The 19,285-nt window shown below is 70.5% G+C and carries 19 protein-coding genes; 3 read left to right on the top strand and 16 right to left on the bottom strand.

Going from position 1 to position 19,285, the window contains the following annotated elements; all coding sequences use genetic code 11:
* Positions 1-120 precede the first annotated feature (120 nt).
* From leuA to hrcA, 13 genes are all read right to left on the bottom strand, one after another.
* Entirely contained in the window at positions 121-1,893 is a 1,773-nt protein-coding gene (leuA, locus tag ACIPJ2_RS08710; protein WP_402728482.1) for a 2-isopropylmalate synthase, read from the bottom strand.
* Positions 1,894-2,073: 180 nt separating this feature from the next.
* Positions 2,074-3,471 (bottom strand): ABC transporter permease, encoded by a 1,398-nt coding sequence (locus tag ACIPJ2_RS08705; protein ID WP_402728481.1) that lies wholly within the window; start codon positions 3,469-3,471, stop codon positions 2,074-2,076.
* Positions 3,468-4,220 (bottom strand): ABC transporter ATP-binding protein, encoded by a 753-nt coding sequence (locus tag ACIPJ2_RS08700; RefSeq protein ID WP_281264242.1) that lies wholly within the window; start codon positions 4,218-4,220, stop codon positions 3,468-3,470. The genes ACIPJ2_RS08705 and ACIPJ2_RS08700 overlap by 4 nt, the downstream gene beginning before the upstream one ends.
* A 144-nt stretch (positions 4,221-4,364) precedes the next feature.
* Positions 4,365-5,036: a response regulator gene (locus ACIPJ2_RS08695; RefSeq protein ID WP_402728480.1), complete on the bottom strand. Its 672-nt coding sequence runs from the start codon at positions 5,034-5,036 to the stop codon at positions 4,365-4,367.
* Positions 5,033-6,292 carry a sensor histidine kinase gene (locus ACIPJ2_RS08690; protein ID WP_281264240.1) on the bottom strand — a complete coding sequence of 420 codons (1,260 nt, stop codon included), beginning with the start codon at positions 6,290-6,292 and terminating at the stop codon, positions 5,033-5,035. Before ACIPJ2_RS08690 ends, ACIPJ2_RS08695 begins: the two co-directional genes overlap by 4 nt.
* A 56-nt stretch (positions 6,293-6,348) precedes the next feature.
* A complete protein-coding gene (gene era / locus ACIPJ2_RS08685; RefSeq protein WP_281264239.1) occupies positions 6,349-7,272 on the bottom strand; it encodes a GTPase Era in 924 nt (307 codons plus the stop codon).
* Positions 7,269-8,600: a hemolysin family protein gene (locus tag ACIPJ2_RS08680; RefSeq protein WP_402728479.1), complete on the bottom strand. Its 1,332-nt coding sequence runs from the start codon at positions 8,598-8,600 to the stop codon at positions 7,269-7,271. Before ACIPJ2_RS08680 ends, era begins: the two co-directional genes overlap by 4 nt.
* Positions 8,597-9,058, bottom strand: coding sequence for an rRNA maturation RNase YbeY (gene ybeY / locus ACIPJ2_RS08675; protein WP_402728478.1), 462 nt, complete (start codon positions 9,056-9,058; stop codon positions 8,597-8,599). The genes ACIPJ2_RS08680 and ybeY overlap by 4 nt, the downstream gene beginning before the upstream one ends.
* Entirely contained in the window at positions 9,055-10,185 is a 1,131-nt protein-coding gene (locus ACIPJ2_RS08670; protein WP_402728477.1) for a PhoH family protein, read from the bottom strand. The genes ybeY and ACIPJ2_RS08670 overlap by 4 nt, the downstream gene beginning before the upstream one ends.
* Positions 10,175-10,516, bottom strand: a complete 342-nt coding sequence (locus ACIPJ2_RS08665; protein ID WP_281264236.1) for a histidine triad nucleotide-binding protein — start codon at positions 10,514-10,516, stop codon at positions 10,175-10,177. The genes ACIPJ2_RS08670 and ACIPJ2_RS08665 overlap by 11 nt, the downstream gene beginning before the upstream one ends.
* Positions 10,517-10,539: 23 nt before the next feature.
* On the bottom strand, positions 10,540-11,280 hold the full coding sequence (locus ACIPJ2_RS08660; protein ID WP_402728476.1) for a 16S rRNA (uracil(1498)-N(3))-methyltransferase: 741 nt from the start codon (positions 11,278-11,280) through the stop codon (positions 10,540-10,542).
* Positions 11,280-12,392 carry a molecular chaperone DnaJ gene (dnaJ, locus tag ACIPJ2_RS08655; protein ID WP_402728475.1) on the bottom strand — a complete coding sequence of 371 codons (1,113 nt, stop codon included), beginning with the start codon at positions 12,390-12,392 and terminating at the stop codon, positions 11,280-11,282. The genes ACIPJ2_RS08660 and dnaJ overlap by 1 nt, the downstream gene beginning before the upstream one ends.
* Before the next feature lie 126 nt (positions 12,393-12,518).
* Entirely contained in the window at positions 12,519-13,541 is a 1,023-nt protein-coding gene (gene hrcA / locus ACIPJ2_RS08650) for a heat-inducible transcriptional repressor HrcA (protein ID WP_402728474.1), read from the bottom strand.
* Positions 13,542-13,649: 108 nt separating this feature from the next.
* Here hrcA and ACIPJ2_RS08645 point away from each other — a divergent pair, with 108 nt between their 5' ends.
* Positions 13,650-14,081: a DUF4870 domain-containing protein gene (locus ACIPJ2_RS08645; RefSeq protein WP_402728473.1), complete on the top strand. Its 432-nt coding sequence runs from the start codon at positions 13,650-13,652 to the stop codon at positions 14,079-14,081.
* Positions 14,082-14,091: 10 nt separating this feature from the next.
* Here ACIPJ2_RS08645 and hemW read toward each other — a convergent pair whose 3' ends face one another.
* Positions 14,092-15,324, bottom strand: coding sequence for a radical SAM family heme chaperone HemW (gene hemW, locus ACIPJ2_RS08640; protein WP_402728472.1), 1,233 nt, complete (start codon positions 15,322-15,324; stop codon positions 14,092-14,094).
* A 28-nt stretch (positions 15,325-15,352) separates the two neighbouring features.
* On the opposite strand from hemW, the gene ACIPJ2_RS08635 reads away from it, so the two are divergent.
* Entirely contained in the window at positions 15,353-16,060 is a 708-nt protein-coding gene (locus tag ACIPJ2_RS08635; RefSeq protein ID WP_402728471.1) for an HAD family hydrolase, read from the top strand.
* On the opposite strand, the gene ACIPJ2_RS08630 is transcribed toward ACIPJ2_RS08635, so the two are convergent.
* On the bottom strand, positions 16,057-16,704 hold the full coding sequence (locus tag ACIPJ2_RS08630) for a DUF1990 family protein (RefSeq protein WP_402728470.1): 648 nt from the start codon (positions 16,702-16,704) through the stop codon (positions 16,057-16,059). The genes ACIPJ2_RS08635 and ACIPJ2_RS08630 overlap by 4 nt on opposite strands.
* A 132-nt stretch (positions 16,705-16,836) precedes the next feature.
* Between ACIPJ2_RS08630 and ACIPJ2_RS08625 the strand changes: the two genes are divergently transcribed.
* Positions 16,837-17,322, top strand: coding sequence for a hypothetical protein (locus tag ACIPJ2_RS08625; RefSeq protein ID WP_402728469.1), 486 nt, complete (start codon positions 16,837-16,839; stop codon positions 17,320-17,322).
* Between the two features lie 114 nt (positions 17,323-17,436).
* Here the strand turns inward: ACIPJ2_RS08625 and lepA are convergent, their stop codons facing one another.
* Positions 17,437-19,284, bottom strand: coding sequence for a translation elongation factor 4 (gene lepA, locus ACIPJ2_RS08620; protein ID WP_281264226.1), 1,848 nt, complete (start codon positions 19,282-19,284; stop codon positions 17,437-17,439).
* Position 19,285 lies beyond the last annotated feature (1 nt).

The following is a 19,285-nucleotide window of genomic DNA, read 5'->3' as shown; positions in this document are numbered from 1 at the left end:
CCTCCCGCGTGGGAACGCGCCGGGGTTGCACCCCCGCACGCACATCGCGCCCCGTCGTGACGGGGCGCGATGTGTGCAGCTGGGCGCGATCCGGCACTCGGTGCGCCGGTGGCGGACCGGCTAGGCGGAGACGAGCTCCGGGGAGGCGCCGGCGGCAGCGCCCGCACGGACCGCACGGTTCACGGCGGACACGATCGCCTTCAGCGACGCGGTCGCGATGTCGGCGTCGATCCCGACGCCCCAGAGCCGCACGCCGTCGACGTCGAGTTCCACGTACGAGGCCGCCTTCGCGTCACCGGAGGCGCTCATCGTGTGCTCCGAGTAGTCGTACAGCGTGACGTCGACGCCCTGCTCGCGCATCACGGAGAGGAACGCGTCGATCGGGCCGGTCCCGACGGCATCGGCGTCCACCGATCCGTCGTCCACGCGCATCGTGACGGCGAGCTTCGTGGTGCCGTCGAAGTCGCTCGAGGTCGCGGTCTTCGTGATCTCGTACCGACCCCACTTGTCCGACTCGTCATCGGCCGGCAGGTACTCGTCGCGGAAGAGGTCCCAGATCTTCTCCGAGGTGAACTCGCCGCCCTCGGTGTCGGTGCGCTGCTGCACCACACCGGAGAACTCGATCTGCAGCTTGCGGGGCAGGTCGATCGCGTGGTCCGTCTTGAGCAGGTACGCGACCCCGCCCTTGCCGGACTGCGAGTTGACGCGGATGACGGCCTCGTACGAACGGCCGATGTCCTTCGGGTCGACGGGCAGGTACGGCACCGCCCACTCGACGTCGTCGATGCTCGTCCCTGCTGCGGCCGCCTTGGCCTTCATGGCGTCGAAGCCCTTGTTGATCGCGTCCTGGTGCGACCCGCTGAACGCCGTGTAGACGAGGTCGCCGGCCCACGGCTGGCGCTCCGGCACGGGCAGCTGGTTGCAGTACTCGACCGTGCGCTTGATCTGGTCGATGTCCGCGAAGCTGATCTCCGGGTCGATGCCCTGCGTGAACAGGTTCATGCCGAGGGCGACCAGGTCGACGTTCCCGGTGCGCTCCCCGTTGCCGAACAGGCACCCCTCGATGCGGTCGGCGCCGGCCATGTATCCGAGCTCGGCGGCGGCGACGGCGGTGCCGCGGTCGTTGTGCGGGTGCAGCGACAGGATCACGTCCTGCCGGTGGGCGAGGTGGCGTGACATCCACTCGATGGAGTCGGCGTACACGTTCGGCGTCGCCATCTCGACCGTGGCCGGCAGGTTGATGATCACCTTCCGGTCGGGCGTCGGCTCGAAGACCTCGAGCACGGCGTTGCAGATCTCGAGCGCGACCTCGAGCTCGGTGCCCGTGTAGGACTCCGGCGAGTACTCGTAGTAGACCGTCGTGTCGTGCTGCAGCGTCGCCTCGGCGGCCTTGCAGAGCTTCGCGCCGGCCACCGCGATGTCGACGACGCCCTGCACGTCCGTGCGGAAGACGACCTCCCGCTGGACGATCGACGTCGAGTTGTAGAGGTGGACGATGGCCTGCTTGGCGCCGTCGATCGCCTCGTACGTGCGCTGGATCAGGTGCTCGCGCGCCTGCGTCAGGACCTGGATCGTGACGTCGTCGGGGATCGCGCCCTCGTCGATCAGGCTACGGACGAAGTCGAAGTCCGTCTGCGAGGCGCTGGGGAACCCGACCTCGATCTCCTTGTAGCCCATGCGCACGAGCAGGTCGAACATCGCGCGCTTGCGCTCGGCGTCCATCGGGTCGATGAGGGCCTGGTTGCCGTCACGCAGGTCGACGGCGCACCAGCGGGGAGCGCGATCGATGCGCTTCGTCGGCCAGGTGCGGTCGGGCAGTTCGACGGTGATCTGCTCGTGGAACGGGACGTACTTGTGGATCGGCATCCCGGAGGGGCGCTGGGTGTTCTGCATCGGTCGTTCGCTTTCGGTTCGTCAGGTGGTGTCGGCCGACGACGAGACTCCGCGACGAGGTGGGCCGGTGTGTCAGGCCTCGTCGCGGCAGCGAAGGAGGAGGAGCGCCGAGTACATAGCTCCCTCACCGTAGCACCGGTCCGCCTCGTGTGACGCGTCGGTTCCGCACCACCGCCACCGTCAGTCGACCGCGAGCGCCTCGGTCGGCGGGACGCGCATCGCGCGCCGGACCGGAGCGACGGTGGCGACCACCGCGAGGACGAGCGCACCAGCCACCACGATGACGATCGTGGTCGGCGGGAGCACCGGGCCGACAGGGTCACCGAGCGACCCGAGCAGCGTCTGCCCGCCGACCCATCCGTAGAACGTCCCGAGCACGAGCCCGGTGAGGACGGCCGCGACGACCATCTGTACGGCTTCGGTCACGATCATCCGACGCACCTGCGCACCGGTCAGCCCGAGCACGCGCAGCAGCCCGAGTTCTCGCCGCCGCTGCAGCACGCCGAGCGCGAGCGCGTTGACGACACCCACCGCGGCGATCACCGCGGAGAAGCCGACGATGACGCTGACGACGCCGTTCACCTGGACGAAGAAGTCGCGCATGCCCTGCAGCTGCTCAGGGCTCCCGCCCTGGAGCTGCCCGCGGAGCTGTGCTTCGAGCACCTGCTGCATCATCCCGAGCGCGACGGCGAAGGTGACGAGCAGGGTGACACCGATCACGAGCCCGATGGTCGCCCGGGACGACCGCCCCGGCGCACGCATCGCGTTCCGGCCGGCGAGCAGCACCACCGGGTCCTTGGCACCGATGCGCCCGATCAGCGACAGGACGGGCGGCATCACGATGGTGGCGCCGACGGCGATCCCGGCGAACGACACGAACCCGCCGAGTGCAGCCGGGAGGACCGCGAGGGGCGATGCGCTGCTCACGGCGAGCCCGACGAGCATCAGCGCTCCACCGCCGGCGATCAGCAGGATCGACCAGACCTTGCGTGCCGTGCCGGACCGGACGTCGTCGTGGCTCGGCTCGACGCTCGAGGACAGCGCCTGGAGTGGCGTGACCGTCACGACTCGACGGGACCCCACCGCGAACGCGCCCCATGTCGCCAGCACGACCGCGACGATCGGCAGCACGAGCTGCCACGGGATGAGCGTGTACGACGTGTCGGGCAGGAACCCGTTACCCCGGAGGACGGCGACGAAGAGCGCGGAGAGCCCGGTGCCGACGACCGCACCGACGAGTCCGCCCACGACACCGACGACGAGTCCCGCCCGGGTGATGCGGGACCGGAGCGTCGCGCCGGTGGCACCGACCAGGCGCTGGAGCGCGAGGACCCGCGTCTGCCCGGCGATGAGCGTTGCGCAGGTGTTCGCCGTGACGATCGCCCCGACGTACAGTGCGATGCCGAGGAACAGCCAGCCGATCACGTCCAGGATCGCCTTGATCGGGCCGAGGTCGGAGAGGCCGGCGGCCGTCAGCGCCTGGGTGACGATGCCGGGTGCGATGACCAGGGCGGAGCCGAACGTGGTGCCGAGCGCGGCGACCAGGACGGTGGGCGAGAAGTCGCGGAGGGCGTTCACGCTGCTGCCTCCATCCCCAGCATGGTGGTCGAGATGTCCGCGGCGCTCATCGCCGGGCGGTCCCCGACGATGCGCCCGTCCGCGAGGAAGAGGATGCGGTCGGCGTTGGCGGCGGCGACCGGGTCGTGGGTCACCATGACGACGCTCTGCCCCCACTCGGCGACGGCACCGCGGAGGATGCCGAGCACGTCACGCCCGGTTCGGGAGTCGAGTGCGCCGGTCGGTTCGTCGGCGACGACCACCGCCGGACGCGATGCCAGCGCGCGTGCGATCGCGACCCGCTGCTGCTGACCACCGGACAGCTGGTGCGGCCGGTGTGTCAGACGGTTGCCGAGTCCGAGCATCTCGACGAGCCGGTCGATCCACGCGGATTCTTCCGCTGATGGCTTGTGCCCGCCGAGCAGGAACGGCAGCCGGATGTTCTCGGCGACGTCGAGCGTCGGGACGAGGTTGAACGACTGGAACACGAACCCGAGTCGACGTCGACGGAGTTCGGTGAGCTCCTTGTCGCCGAGCTGCGTGATGTCGGTGCCGTCGATCTGGATGTGCCCGCCGGACACCGTGTCGAGGCCGGCTGCGACGTGCATGAGCGTGGACTTGCCGGAGCCCGACGGGCCCATCACCGCGGTGAACTCGCCGGCGCCGATGTCGACGCTGACGTCGTCGAGCGCCGTGACGCGGCGCGCGGCGTCGCCGTAGTGCTTGGACACGTGGTCGAGGCGGATGATCGGTGCGTGGCTGGTGGTCATGCATCCACCTTGACGATCAGGAGGCCCGGTCGGCGTCGGTCCGTCGGCTCCCGTGGATCGTCCGCTCGACTCGGTTCGCTGTGGACGGGTCATCCCACCGGATGACACCGTGCGGCGCCGGGCGCTGCGCGCGGTACCCGATCGTCAGTCCTTCGTGACGAGCCCGTGCTGGTGCGCGAAGACCACGAGCCGCACACGGTCCCGCAGTTCGAGCTTCGTGAGCACCCGTGAGATGTGGGTCTTCACCGTCGCCTCGCTGACGAACTCGTGCTGGGCGATCTCGCTGTTGCTGAATCCCCTGGCCGCGAGGTCGAAGATCTCCCGTTCCCGGGGCGTCAGTTCGGCGAACGCAGCCGGGACGTTCGCCGCCTGCTCCTGCGCGTCGTCGTACCGTCGGAGGAGTTCACGGGTCGCCGAGGCCGCGAACACGGCCGTCCCCGCGTGCACCGTCCGGATCGCCGCGAGCAGGAACTCCGGGTCGGCGTCCTTCAGCACGAACCCGCTCGCGCCGGCACGGATCGCCTTCGCCGCGGCCTCGTCGAAGTCGAAGGTCGTGAGCACCAGGACCTTCGCGCCGTCCGTCCCGCCGTCCTCGACGATCTTCGCGGTCGCCGTGATCCCGTCCATGACCGGCATCCTGACGTCCATGAGCACCACGTCCGGGCGCCCCGTGCGGACGAGTTCGACACCGGCGGCACCGTCGCCGGCCTCTCCCACGAACCGGAGGTCCGGCTGCGAGTCGATGAGCATCCGGATCCCGGTGCGGAACAGGGCCTGGTCGTCGACGAGCGCGACGCGGATCGGGGTGTCGGTCATCGTCCTGTGTGCTCCTGGTCGGTGGTGTGGTCCGTCGGCTGCCTCGTCGTGACGAGCCCCCGCGGCATCTGCCCGCTCGCGGGGTGCGCCGGCATCCGGACCGCGACGGCGAAGTCGTCGCCGCGGGGTCCAGCGGTCATGCTGCCCCCGGACATCGTGGCACGCTCCCGCATGCCGACGAGCCCGTGTCCGGTCCCCGGTCCCGCGTGCCCGTGGTCAGCGCGGCGGTTGATCACGTCGATCTCGACGGTGTCCGGGCGGTACGTCAGGGTGGCGTGCACCGGGGTGCCGTGCTCGCCGTGCTTGTACGCGTTCGTCAGGCTCTCCTGGACGATGCGGTAGACGGCGAGCTGGGTGGTGGTCGGCAGCGTGGTGGCGTCACCGTTGCGTTCGACCCGGACGTCGAGGCCGACGGCACGCATCTCCGTCACGAGGAGCTCGATGTCGTCGATGTCCGGGGTCGGCGCGGTGCCCTGCTCGTGCCGGAGGGCGCCGAGCAGCTCCCGCACGTCGCCGAGTGCCCGCCTGGCGGTCCCGGAGATCGTGCTGAGTGCCTGGTCGGCAACGGCTGGATCGGCCTTCAGTGCGTACCGGGCACCGTCCGCCTGCGCGATCACGACTGCGAGGGAGTGCGCCACGATGTCGTGCATGTCGCGTGCGATCCGCACCCGCTCCTGCTCGACGGCGACCGCACGGTCCGCGCGGGCCGCGTCGCGTTCGGCGAGGAGCAGGGCCTCACGACTCATCCGTGCGGCTCGACGGGTCCGCACGACGACGCCGGCGAGCCACGGCAGCAGGAGCAGCGCGAGGATGACCACGAAGTACGCGATCGTGACCTGCATCGACTCGCGCGCCGGTGTCGTCGCGGTGTCGATGGTCAACCGTTGGGCGTAGTCCTTCGCGCCGACGTACACGGCGGCCGTGACCGCGCCGCCGATCGCCGAGACGAGTCCCGCCAAGCGGACGCGTCGGCTGCCGTACGCGCTCGTCGTGTAGACGATCGCGGCGATGAACGCGTCGGCACCGTCCGGGTTCTGCCCCGTCACCATCTGGAAGACCGCTGTGACCCACGCGACGGTCAGCGCGAGGCCCGGCGAGAGCCGCCTGAGCGCGAGCGCCACCGTCAGGCCGAGAACGGTCAGGTAGGCGAGCGGTCCGTCGATCCCCCGAGTCGACGTGACCGCGACGAGCACGCCGAGGACGCCGGCGACCACGAGGTCGACGACGATCTGGGCGCGCAGCATGGGACGGAACACCCGTCCACGCTACGGCTGCGCGCCCTCGTGCGCGTCAATCCACGGAATGACCCGCGTCAGAACCCGAGTCGGCCGAGCTGCTTCGGGTCGCGCTGCCACTCCTTCGCGACCTTCACGCGGATGTTCAGGTAGACGTGCCGTCCGCCGAGCAGCGACTCGATCTCGGCACGTGCCCGGGAACCGACGTCCTTCAGCCGTTCGCCCTTGTGCCCGATCACGATCGACTTCTGGCTGTCGCGCTCGACGAACAGGTTCGCGAAGATGCGCAGCGGTCCGTTCGGGTCGTCGTCGGGGTCCGGCTCGACCATGTCCTCGATCAGCACCGCGAGCGAGTGCGGGAGCTCGTCACGGACGCCCTCGAGCGCGGCCTCGCGGATGAGCTCGGCGATGCGGTCCTCGCTCGTCTCCTCGGTGACGGCCTCGGCGTCGTAGAGCGCCGGCGACTCCGGCAGCAGCTTGGTGATCTCGCCGAGCAGAGCCTCCAGCTGGGTCCCCTCGGTCCCCGACGTCGGGACGATCGCGTCCCACTCGCGGAGCTGCGAGACCGCGATGAGCTGCTCGGCGATCTTCTCCTTGCCCGCGCGGTCGACCTTCGTCACGATCGCGATCTTCTTCGCACGGGGGAAGTGGTCGAGCGTCTCGTTGATGAACTTGTCGCCGGGCCCGATCGGCTCGTTCGCCGGCACGCAGAACCCGATGACGTCGACGTCGGCGAGCGTGGACTGCACCAGGTCGTTCAACCGTTCGCCGAGCAGGGTCCTCGGCCGGTGCACACCCGGCGTGTCGACGATGATGACCTGCCCGTCGGGTCGGTGCACGATGCCGCGGATCGCCCGGCGCGTCGTCTGGGGCTTGGACGACGTGATCGCGACCTTCTGCCCGACGAGCGCGTTGGTCAGCGTCGACTTGCCGACGTTCGGTCGTCCGACGAACGAGACGAAGCCGGCTCGGAAGGTGGGGGTGCTGTCGGTGTCGCTCATGCTGAGGTGGATCCCGTCGTGGTGGGTGCGGTGCCGTCGAACGCCTGCTCCGCGCCGGCGAGGGCGTCGGTGCGTTCGGCGAGCACGGAGATGAGGTGTCGGCGCTTGCCCTCGACGCGGTCCGCCGTCAGCACGACGCCGGACACGGTGACGGACTCGCCGGCGGTCGCCAGGTGACCGAGTTCCTTGGTGAGCAGGCCGCCGGCGGTGTCGACGTCGTCGTCGTCGAGGTCGACGCCGAAGAGGTCGCCGAGGTCGTCGATCGGCATCCGCGCGGAGATCCGCCAGACGCCGTCGGAGACCTCGACGCGGTCGATCACGGTGCGGTCGTACTCGTCGGAGATGTCACCGACGAGCTCCTCGATGAGGTCCTCCATCGTGACGAGCCCCGCGACGCCGCCGTACTCGTCGACCACGAGGACCAGGTGGTTCTTCGCGGCCTGCATGTGCCGCAGTGTCTCGTCGGCGTGCTTCGACTCCGGGACGAACTCGGCCGCCCGGAGCAACGAGGTCACGACCCGGCCGCCGGCGCTCTCGTTCTCGTACAGGGCGCGCGCCAGGTCGCGGAGGTAGACGACGCCGAGGACGTCGTCGCTGTCCCGGCCGGTCACGGGCATGCGGGACACCCCGGCGGCGAGGAACTCCTCCATCACCGTCGACACGGTGTCCGCTGCGTCCGCCGTGACCATGTCGGTCCTCGGCACCATGACCTCGCGCACGAGCGTGTCGCTGAACTCGAACACCGAGTGGATCAGCTCGCGGTCGTCCGCTTCGAGCACGTTGCTCTCGGTGGCCTCGTCCACGAGCGACAGGAGCTGCTCCTCACTCGACACGCTCGACGTGCTGCCGTTCCGCCCGGGCGTGACACGGTCGCCGATGAGCACGAGCAGCCCGGCGAGCGGCCCGAGGACGATGCGTACCGCGTGCACGAGCCCACCGGTGACCCCGATGAGCCGGTCCGCGTGGGCTCGGCCGACGCTGCGGGGGCTCGACCCGACGAGCACGAAGGACACCGCGGTCATGATCGCCGCGGAGACGAACAGCGCGAGCCACCACGTGTCGAGGACCGAGAACAGCGCGATGGTGACGAGCACGGCCGCTGCCGTCTCGGCGAGCACCCGGAAGAAGTTCAGCGCGTTGACGTGGGCGCCGACGTCGTCCCCGATCGCCTCGATGGCACGGCGACGCTTGCTGCCCCTGGCGATGTCGTCGAGATCAGCGCGGGAGAGCACCCCGAGCGCGGCGTCGGACGCGGCGAGCAGCCCGCCGAGGACGACGAGCACGAACGCCACCGCGAGCAGGACGGCGACGAGCAGCACTGCGGTCACCGCCCCCGGCGCTGCGCGGCGAAGGCGGTCAGGATCTCCCCCTGCAGCCCGAACATCTCGGCCTTCTCCTCCGGCTCCGCGTGGTCGAAGCCGAGCAGGTGGAGGATCCCGTGGCACGTCAGGAGCAGGAGCTCGTCGGTCGTGGAGTGCCCGGCGGTCTTCGCCTGCGACTCGGCAACCTGCGGGCAGAGCACGATGTCGCCGAGCAGTCCGGCGGGTGTCGGGTCGTCCTCGGTACCGGGGCGGAGCTCGTCCATCGGGAAGCTCAGCACGTCGGTCGGGCCCGGTTCGTCCATCCACCGGACGTGCAGCTGCTCCATCGCCCCCTCGTCGACGAGCACGATGGCGAGCTCCGCGTCGGCGTGGACGTGCAGCGCGTCGAGCGCGAAGGCCGCGAGACGCTGGACCGCGTCGTCGTCGATCTGCACACCGGACTCGTTGTTGAGCTCGATGCTCACCGGGTTCCTCCTCGAGGATCGTTCTGGGGGTAGGGGCTGGTCTGGCGGTCCTGCGGGACCCGGCCACGGCGCTCGGCGCGGTTCGCACCGGCTGGGTTCCCTGCCGGGGCCGTGCCACGGCCTCCAGGTCGGTGCCCGGCCTGTTCGGCGAGCCGCTGCTCGTCGTAGACCGTGTAGGCGTCCACGATGCGGCCGACGAGCGTGTGCCGGACCACGTCCTCACTGCCGAGCCGGGCGAAGTGGATGTCCTGCACCTCGGAGAGGATCTGCGTGACGAGCCGGAGCCCCGACACGTTCCCCGGCAGGTCCACCTGCGTGATGTCGCCGGTGACGACCATCTTCGAGCCGAAGCCCAGACGCGTCAGGAACATCTTCATCTGCTCCGGCGTGGTGTTCTGTGCCTCGTCGAGCACGACGAACGAGTCGTTGAGCGTCCGCCCGCGCATGTACGCCAGCGGAGCAACCTCGACCGTGCCGGCCGCGAGCAGCTTCGGGACGAGCTCGGGGTCCATCATCTCGTTGAGCGCGTCGTAGAGCGGCCGCAGGTACGGGTCGATCTTGTCCGTCAGCGTGCCGGGGAGGAACCCGAGCCGCTCGCCGGCTTCGACCGCGGGTCGGGTGAGGATGATCCGCGTGACCTCGCGACGCTGCAGGGCCTGCACGGCCTTCGCCATCGCGAGGTACGTCTTGCCGGTGCCGGCCGGGCCGATGCCGAACGTGATCGTGTTCTCGTCGATGGCGTCGACGTAGGCACGCTGGCCGTCCGTCTTCGGCCGCACGGACTTGCCGCGACTCGACACGATCGGCGTGCCGAACACGTCGGACGGGCTGCGCTGCTCGTCGATGATGCGGGCCGAGGTCGGGATGTCGGCCTGCCCGACGTCCTGACCGCGCTTGACCATGCCCACGAGCTCGTCGACGAGCGCGCGGGCGCGGGCGACGTCGCGATCCGGCCCGGTCAGGGTCACCTCGTTGCCGCGGACCAGGACCCGGACACCCGGGTACTGGCGTTCCACGGTCTTGAGGAGCCGGTCCTGCGGGCCGAGCAGCTGCACCATGGCGATGCCGTCGACACTGAGTTCCGAGACGGCTTCGGTCTCGGCGGATGCGGTTTCGTCAGCTGGCAATGTTGCCTTCCTGCAGGTCGCCTGCGAGTACGTGCGCGTGCACGTGGAACACGGTCTGTCCGGCGGCTTCGCCGGTGTTGAAGACGAGTCGGAACTGGCCGCCGGCGCGCTCGTCGGCGATGCGCTGGGCGGTGGCGACCACGTGCGCGAGGAGATCCGGATCTCCTGCGGCGAGTTCGGCCACGTTCGCGTACTCCTCGGTCTTGGGGATCACGAGCACGTGGACGGGCGCCTTCGGGGCGATGTCCTCGATCGCGATGACTCGGTCGTCCTCGGCGACGACGGTCGCGGGGATCTCACGGTCGATGATCTTGGTGAACACGCTGCTCATCGGTCCATCGTAGAACGCACCGGTCACCAGCGGCCGAGCCGCGACTGCAGCACCGCCAACGCGGCGGGTCCCGCGGTGGACGTCCGGAGCACGGTGTCACCGAGCCGGACCCGGACGGCACCGGCAGCCGACAAGCGGTCGAGTTCCGACCCGTCGATACCGCCTTCGGGGCCGACGACCAGTGAGATCGACGTCGCGTCAGCAGGCGGCTCCCACGTGGCGAGCCGTTCGGTGGCGGTCGGGTCGAGTACGAGGAGCACGACACCGGCCGACGACGCGGACGCCGCGAGCGCTGCGGTCGTCACCGGGTCGGACACCGACGGCACCCACGACCGGATCGCCTGCTTCGCCGCTTCGTGCGCGATCGCCTGCCAGCGTGCACGGCCCTTCGCGACCTTCGCGCCCTCCCACCGGGAGACACTGCGTGCCGCGGACCACGGCACGACGTGGTCGACGCCGACCTCGGTCGCCGCCTGCACCGCCATCTCGTCCCGGCCGCCCTTCGCGAGGGCCTGCACGAGCGTGAGCGACGGCACGGGGCGCGACGACACCAGGACGTCCGACACCGTCAGCGACAGCGAGTCGCGGCCGAGCGACGAGACCGCGCCGACGACGACCGTGCCCTGCCCGTCCGAGAGTCGCAGCGTCTCCCCGACCCGCACCCGCGACACCGTGACGGCGTGCCGGCCCTCGGCCCCGTCGAGCGTCACCGAGCCGCCGACGGCCACACCGTCGAGCGACTCGACCAGGTAGAGCGACGCCATCAGAAGTTGAAGAAGCGATCGCGGAGCTTGCCGAACATCCCCTGCTGGAACCGGGCGAGCTGCGGCGGCGACGCCTTGTGCGACTTCGCGAGCTGCTCGACGAGCTGACGCTCCTTGTGCGACAGCTTCGTCGGGGTGACGACCTGCACACCGACCCGGAGGTCGCCACGGCCGTTCCCTCGGAGCTTCGTGACGCCGCGGTCCTTCAGCACGAGTACGTCGGCGCTCTGCAGACCAGGACGGATCTCGAGCTCGACCGGGCCGTCGAGCCCGTCGATCGTCGTCGTGGTGCCGAGCACCGCGTCGGTCATCGAGACCTCGAGCGTGGCGAGGAGGTCGTCCCCGTCACGGCTGAAGACGTCGTGGTGGCGCACGCGGATCTCGAGGTACAGGTCGCCGGACGGGCCGCCGGCCGGGCCGACCTCGCCCTGACCGGGCATCTGCAGGCGCAGACCGGAGTCGACACCGGCGGGGACGTCCACCGGGATGGTGCGACGGGCGCGGACGCGGCCCTGGCCCTGACAGGTCGGGCACGGGTTCGGGATGACGGTGCCGTGGCCGCGGCAGGTGCCGCACGGGGCGCTCGTCACGACGTTGCCGAGGAGCGACCGCACCTGGCGCTGGATGTGGCCGGAGCCACCGCAGATGTCGCAGGTGCGCGGGCTCGTGCCGGGAGCGCAGCACGAACCGCCGCACGTCTCGCAGAGGACCGCCGTGTCGACCTCGACGTCCTTGTGCGTGCCGAAGACGACCTCGTCCAGGTCGACGTCGATGCGGAGCAGGGCGTCCTGTCCCCGTTCGGCACGGCTGCGCGGACCGGTGCCCCGGCCGCCGCCCCCGCCGCCGCCGAAGAAGGCGTCGAAGATGTCGCTGAAGCCGCCGGCCCCACCGCCGAACGGGCTGTCGGCCTGCGGGCCGGCGTCGTACCGTCTCCGCTGCTCGGGGTCGCTCAGCACGTCGTACGCGTGCGTCACGTCCTTGAAGCGCTCGGCTGCGTCCGGGCTCGGGTTCACGTCCGGGTGGAGCTCGCGCGCGAGGCGTCGGTACGCCTTCTTGATGTCGGCGTCGGCCGCGTCACGCGGGACACCGAGGACGTCGTAGTGGTCTGCCACGTATCCCTCAGTTGGTTTCGTCGGTCGTCTGGTCGGTTCGGCCTGGAGGCCGTGGTCACGTCGCGCGGTCGGCCCGCGTCGCCGCTGTGGTCGGGCTGGCACGGTCGGCGTGCACTGCGGCGGTCGTCAATTCTCTCCGAGCAGTCTGGACAGGTACCGCGCGACCGCGCGGACCGCGGCCATGTTGGAGCCGTAGTCCATGCGGGTCGGTCCGAGGACGCCCAGTCGGGCGACCTCACCACCTGCGGCGACGTACCCGCCGGCGACGATGCTCGTCGCGTCGAGGCCGTACTCCGCGTTCTCGACGCCGATCCGTGCGGTGACGGACACGTCGTCGAGCTGCATCTCCCCGAACAACCGGAGGAGGGTCACTTGTTCCTCGATCGCTTCGAGCACCGGGAAGAGTCCGCCGGAGAAGTCCTGTTCGCTCTTCGCCAGGTTCGCCGCGCCCGCCATCACCAGGCGGTCCTGCCGGTTCGCCGCGACCTGTTCGATCACGGTCGCGACGACGACGCCGGCGAGGGTCTGCGACTCCGGCCGGATCTGCGCGGGGATCTCCCGCAGCGCCGTCGGGACGTCGTGGAGCAGGAGTCCGACGGTCGCCGCGTTGAGCACCGTGCGGAGTTCGACGAGCGCGGATTCGTCGAGCGCGACGTCGGTCTCGACGACGCGCTGCTCGACCCTGGCGGTGTCGGTGATGAGCACGACCATCAGCCGGGAGTCCCCCAACCGGACGAGCTCGACGTGCTGCACCCGCGCCCGCACCATCGAGGGGTACTGGACGAGGGCGACCTGGTTCGTCAGCTGACTGAGCAGCCGGACGGTCCGGCCGAGGACGTCGTCGAGGTCGTTGGACGCGCCGAGGAAGGTCTCGATGGCGTGCCGCTGGGCGCTGGAGAGCGGACGGGCGGCGGCGAGGTGGTCCACGAACACGCGGTACCCCTTGTCGGTGGGCACCCGCCCGGACGAGGTGTGCGGCGCGATGATCAACTGCTCGTCCTCGAGCAGGGCCATGTCGTTGCGGATCGTCGCGGCGCTGACCCCGAAGGCGTGGCGCTCGACGATCGTCTTCGACCCGACGGGCTCGCGCGAGGCGACGTAGTCGCGCACGATGGCCTTGAGGACCTCGAGGGAGCGTTCGCTGACCAACCCGGACCCCTTCCATTCGTGCTGGCACTCGGACGTGTCGAGTGCTGATCCTACGCCCGTGCACCGACGTCCCGACACTTCTCCACATCGGATCGCTACGCTTCCGGCATGACCTACGGACAGCAGCCGGGCAACGGACAGCCGGGCGGACCCTGGGGCCAGCAGCCCGGCGGACCGCAGGGCCCCGGCCCCTACTACCAGCCGCCGCAGCCGATGACGCCGGAGGACCAGCGCCTCTGGGCCACGCTCACGCACGTCGGCCAGATCTTCTTCAGCTTCATCGCCCCGCTCGTGGCGTACTTCGTCCTGCGCGACCGTGGCCAGTTCGTCCGCGAGCACACCCGCGTCGCGCTGAACTTCTCGATCACCATGGCGATCGCGGACGTGGTCGGCGTGATCACCAGCTGGCTCGGCATCGGCATCCTGATCATCCTCGCGGTCCGCGTCCTGACGATCGTGTTCGGCATCATGGCCGCCGTCGCCGCGAACCAGGGCCGTTTCTACCGCTACCCGCTGTCGATCGAGTTCCTCAAGAACTGACGGACCAGGGCTAGTCGAGCAGCTCCCGGACCACGGCGTCCGCGAGCAGGCGGCCCCGCAGCGTCAGGTCCAGGCGACCCGGCGTGCCGGGCGCCCCCAGGGCACTACGCCCGTCCACGAGACCGCGGGCGATGAGCCCCGCGACCCGGCCACGAGCCTCCTGGCGGAGTTCGGACGTCCGGAGCTCGCCGCGGACGCGCGTGGCGAGCAGCACGCGCTCGACGTACCGCGTCTCGTCGTCCAGGGTCTCGCGCCCGGCGGCCGGCGACTCGTCGGCGAGCACCCGGTTCGCGTACGCGGCCGGGTGCTTGACGTTCCACCAGCGCGTGCCGGCCACGCTCGAGTGCGCGCCGGGGCCGACACCCCACCAGTCGTGGCCCTTCCAGTACGACAGGTTGTGGCGGCTGGCGTGCTCGTCGCCCTTCGCCCAGTTCGAGACCTCGTACCAGCCGTACCCGGCATCGCCGAGGACCCGGTCCGCGAGCTCGTACATGTCCGCGGCGACGTCGTCGTCGGGCGCCGGCAGCTCACCGCGCTTGACCGCGCGGCCCATGGCGGTGCCGTCCTCGACGATGAGCGAGTACGCCGACACGTGGTCGGGCTCGCACGCGATCGCCGCGTCGAGCGAGGTGCGCCAGTCGTCGAGGGACTCCCCCGGCGTCGAGTAGATGAGGTCGAGCGAGACGTCGAGTCCCAGCTGCTTCGCGAGGTCGACGACGAGCGGCACGCGTTCCGGGTCGTGGGTGCGGTCGAGGGTGGCGAGCACGTGCGGCACCGCAGACTGCATGCCGAAGCTCATCCGGTTGAACCCGCCGGCGCGGAGCGTCTCGAGCGAAGCCGCATCGACCGAGTCCGGGTTCGCCTCGGTGGTGACCTCGGCCCCCGGCAGGATTCCCCACGTGTCGTCGATGGCGCGGAGGACCATCGCGAGGTCGCTCGCCGGCAGCATCGTCGGCGTCCCTCCGCCGAAGAAGACCGTCGAGACCGGACGACGCGGCACGCCCGAACGGTCGAGCACCTGCGCGGCCCACTGGATCTCGCGGACGGCGTGTCCTGCGTAGTCGTCACGACGGACGCCGCTGAGCTCGGAGGCCGTGTACGTGTTGAAGTCGCAGTAACCGCAGCGGACGCGGCAGAACGGCACGTGCACGTAGACGCCGAACGGCACGTCACCTGCGCCGGGCCCGGGGATGATCAGGCCGTCCACGGGGGCCGGGTCGGCGATCGGCAGAGCACTCGGCATGGAGTCCATTGTCCGTCATGATGGAGTCATGGAGCACCACCCCGTCCCCACCACGGTGCTGTGGGACATCGACGGCACCCTCGTCCGCAACGCGACGTCGCCGGGCAACCTCTACCACCTGGCCCTCGAGCGGGCGATCGGGCGCGACCTCCCCCAGCTCGTCGGGCACCAGCACGGCCGCACCGACGCGGGCATCATCGCGGAGCACGTCCGCGCGCACGACCTCGACGACGGGGTCATCCCGACCGTCAGCAGCCACCTCCGCGATCTGTCCGAGGAACGACACCGCGCCGGCGACCACCGGACGCCGGCACCAGGTGCCACGGCGTTGGTCGCGCGCTTCGCCGAGATCGGCTGGCGCAACGGCCTGCTGACCGGCAACTCCGCGTACCGGGCCCGCGTGAAGCTGCTCGGCGCCGGGTTCGACGTCGACGCGTTCGACTGGGAGCACTCGTACTTCGGCGACGAGGAGATCGAGCGGGCGGGCGTCACCGCCCTCGCGGCCACCGCACTCGCCGGCACCCGCGCCGTCATCGTCGGCGACACCCCCAGGGACGGCGAAGCGGCCGACGCGGTGGGGATCCCGTTCCTGGCCGTCGCGACCGGGGTCTACGACGTGGACGCGCTGCGGCACACGAACGCCGTCGCGATCGCGCGCGACTGCGTCACGGACGCTGCGCTGATCGAGGACGCGATCGCAGCGTTGCCGCCGCTCCGGCCGGTCGACGAGGACTAGTCGCCGCGGAGTGCCTCGAGGTACTTCTCGGCCATCACGCGCTGCTGCCGACGCAGGAGCGGTGCGACGAACTGCCACTTGCGGCTCGCCGGCTGGGAGAACTGTCGGACCTGCAGCCACACCGAGCCGTCGGCGGTGCGCTCCACCACGAACGACTCCTCGCCGGAGAGCGGGTGCCCCTCGAGCGTGCCGTACGCGAACCCCTTGCGGTCGGGCTCGTCGATCACGGACACGACCCGCACCGGCGCCTGCACCGTCCGCCCGAACGCGTGCATCGTCAGCACGGCGGAGGTCCCCGCGGTGACGAGCGGCGTGCCGTCCGGCGCGAACTTCTCGACCCGGGGAGTGCCGATCGAGGCCGGCGCGATCGGGACGCCCTGCTCGTCGAACGTCACCGGGTTGTAGCGGACCTCGTCGTCGTCCGGCGCTTCCTCCACGTGGACGCGGATGCCGCTGCGCTCCTGGATCTGCCACGTCAGCGCCTGCGTCACCGCGGTCTCGAACCGCTGGTCGCCGTGGCCGATCCGCGAGCGCGACTCCGCCGGGACGAAGCCCTCCGGCGGGTAGGTCATGAGGTCCGGCGCCTGCGTCGCACCGACCGCTCCGTAGGTCAGGGCGGTCAGGTACCCTCCGCGGCTGCTCATGCGGCCATCGTACTGGGGCGCGGAGCACGGATCGAACCGACCGGCCCGGACCTCGCTCGGGTCGCCGTCCGCTTTCCGCGCACCCCGAACTGGAGGCCGTGGTCGCCCCCGCCCCGCCCCTATCGTTGGCGCGTGCCCACGCCCGAGCCCACCCGCCGCCGGTCCGTCGACCGCCGGGTCGTCGTCCTCGCCATCGCCACGCTCGTGGCGTTCGCGGTCGCCGCCGCGGCACGGGTCACGGTCGACCAGGCCGTCGCCGAGTACGGCGCGTCGTCGCGCTACTCGACCGGGGCGGCGAGCGGCTGGACCCCGTTCGACACCGTCAACGTCGTCGCCGGCATCGGGGCGTCGGCGGCCGGTGCCGGCGTGCTGCTGTTCGGGGCGACGCTCGTCACCGCGGTGCGACGCCACCACCACCCTCGGCTCCCGGTCCTGCTCGGCGGGACGACCGTCCTGTTGGCGCTCGGTGCCGTCGTGGCCGCGGTGGTCGCGACGTCCGCGACCGACTTCGCCACGGTGTCGGAGGCGACCATCGTGCGGACCGCACTGGCAGGACTGGCGGCTGCGAGCCTCCCGTCGGTTGCCTTGGCCGCCTTGCGGGCCCGCGCCCGCCGCTGAGTCGGTCCCGGTCCCGGTCACGCGAAAGCGACAGCCTTCCGCCCGAATACGGGCGAACACTGTCGCTTTCAAGGAACCAGCTTCACGGTGCCGGCGCAGACTGTCGCTCTCGCGCTACTTCTTCTTCTCTTCGACGTCTCCGGAGAGCGCGGCGATGAAGGCCTCCTGCGGGACCTCGACCCGGCCGATGGTCTTCATGCGCTTCTTGCCCTCCTTCTGCTTCTCGAGGAGCTTGCGCTTCCGGCTGATGTCACCGCCGTAGCACTTCGCGAGGACGTCCTTGCGCATCGCGCGGATGCTCTCGCGCGCGATGATGCGGGCGCCGATCGCCGCCTGGATCGGGACCTCGAACTGCTGGCGCGGGATGAGCTTGCGGAGCCGCTCGGTCATGAGCGTGCCGTACGCGTAGGCCTTGTCGCGGTGCACGATCGCGCTGAACGCGTCCACCTGGTCGCCCTGCAGCAGGATGTCGACCTTCACGAGGTCGGCCGCCTGGTCGCCGGTGGGCTCGTAGTCGAGGCTGGCGTAGCCCTGCGTCTTGCTCTTCAGCTGGTCGAAGAAGTCGAACACGATCTCGCCGAGCGGGATCTGGTAGCGGATCTCGACGCGGTCCTCGCCGAGGTACTCCATGCCGAGCAGGGAGCCACGGCGCTGCTGGCAGAGCTCCATGATCGCGCCGACGTAGTCCTTCGGCGCGAGGATCGCGGCGCGGACCATCGGCTCGCGGACCTCGACGATGCGGCCGGTCGGGAACTCCGACGGGTTCGTCACCTGGACTGTGGTGTTGTCCTCGGTCGTGACGTCGTAGATCACGCTGGGCGCGGTCGTGATGAGGTCGAGGCCGAACTCGCGGCTGAGTCGCTCCGTGATGATCTCGAGGTGCAGCAGGCCGAGGAAGCCGCAGCGGAAGCCGAAGCCGAGCGCCACGGACGTCTCGGGTTCGTAGACCAGCGCCGCGTCGGACAGCTTGAGCTTGTCGAGCGCGTCGCGGAGATCCGGGTAATCCGAGCCGTCGATCGGGTAGAGGCCGGAGAACACCATCGGCTTCGGGTCCGTGTAGCCGGGCAGGGCGTCGGTGGCGGGCCGCTGCGCGCTCGTGACGGTGTCGCCGACCTTGGACTGCCGGACGTCCTTGACGCCCGTGATCAGGTAGCCGACCTCACCGACGCCCAGGCCCTTGGTCGGCTTGGGCTCGGGGCTCGACACCCCGATCTCGAGGATCTCGTGCGTCGACTTGGTCGACATCATCTGGACCTTCTCGCGCGGGGCGATCGATCCGTCGATCATCCGGACGTAGGTCACGACGCCGCGGTAGCTGTCGTAGACCGAGTCGAAGATCATCGCGCGAGCGGGGGCCTCGGCGTCGCCGACGGGGTTCGGCACGGTGCGCACGACACGGTCGAGGAGCTCGGGGACCCCGACGCCCGTCTTGCCGGAAACGCGGAGGACGTCCTCCGGCTTGCCACCGATGAGCTGCGCGAGCTCGGCGGCGTACTTGTCGGGATCGGCCGCGGGGAGGTCGATCTTGTTGAGGACCGGGATGATCTCGAGGTCGTTCTCGAGCGCCAGGTACAGGTTCGCGAGCGTCTGGGCCTCGATGCCCTGCGCCGCGTCGACCAGCAGGATCGCTCCCTCGCACGCGGCGAGGGAACGGGAGACCTCGTACGAGAAGTCCACGTGGCCGGGCGTGTCGATCATGTTCAGCGCGAACGTCGTGCCGTCGAGCTCCCACGGCATGCGGACCGCCTGCGACTTGATCGTGATGCCGCGCTCGCGCTCGATGTCCATGCGGTCGAGGTACTGCGCACGCATCGCACGGTCCTCGACGATGCCGGTGATCTGCAGCATGCGGTCGGCCAGCGTCGACTTGCCGTGGTCGATGTGCGCGATGATGCAGAAGTTGCGGATCGCCTCGGCCGGAGTCGCGGCGGGCTCGAGCGGAGCGGATGCTTGTGGGCTCACG

The organism is Curtobacterium sp. NPDC090217 (assembly GCF_044746705.1).
In the GTDB taxonomy this organism is placed as follows: Bacteria; Actinomycetota; Actinomycetes; order Actinomycetales; family Microbacteriaceae; genus Curtobacterium.
This window is presented reverse-complemented; position numbering and strand designations above follow the sequence as displayed.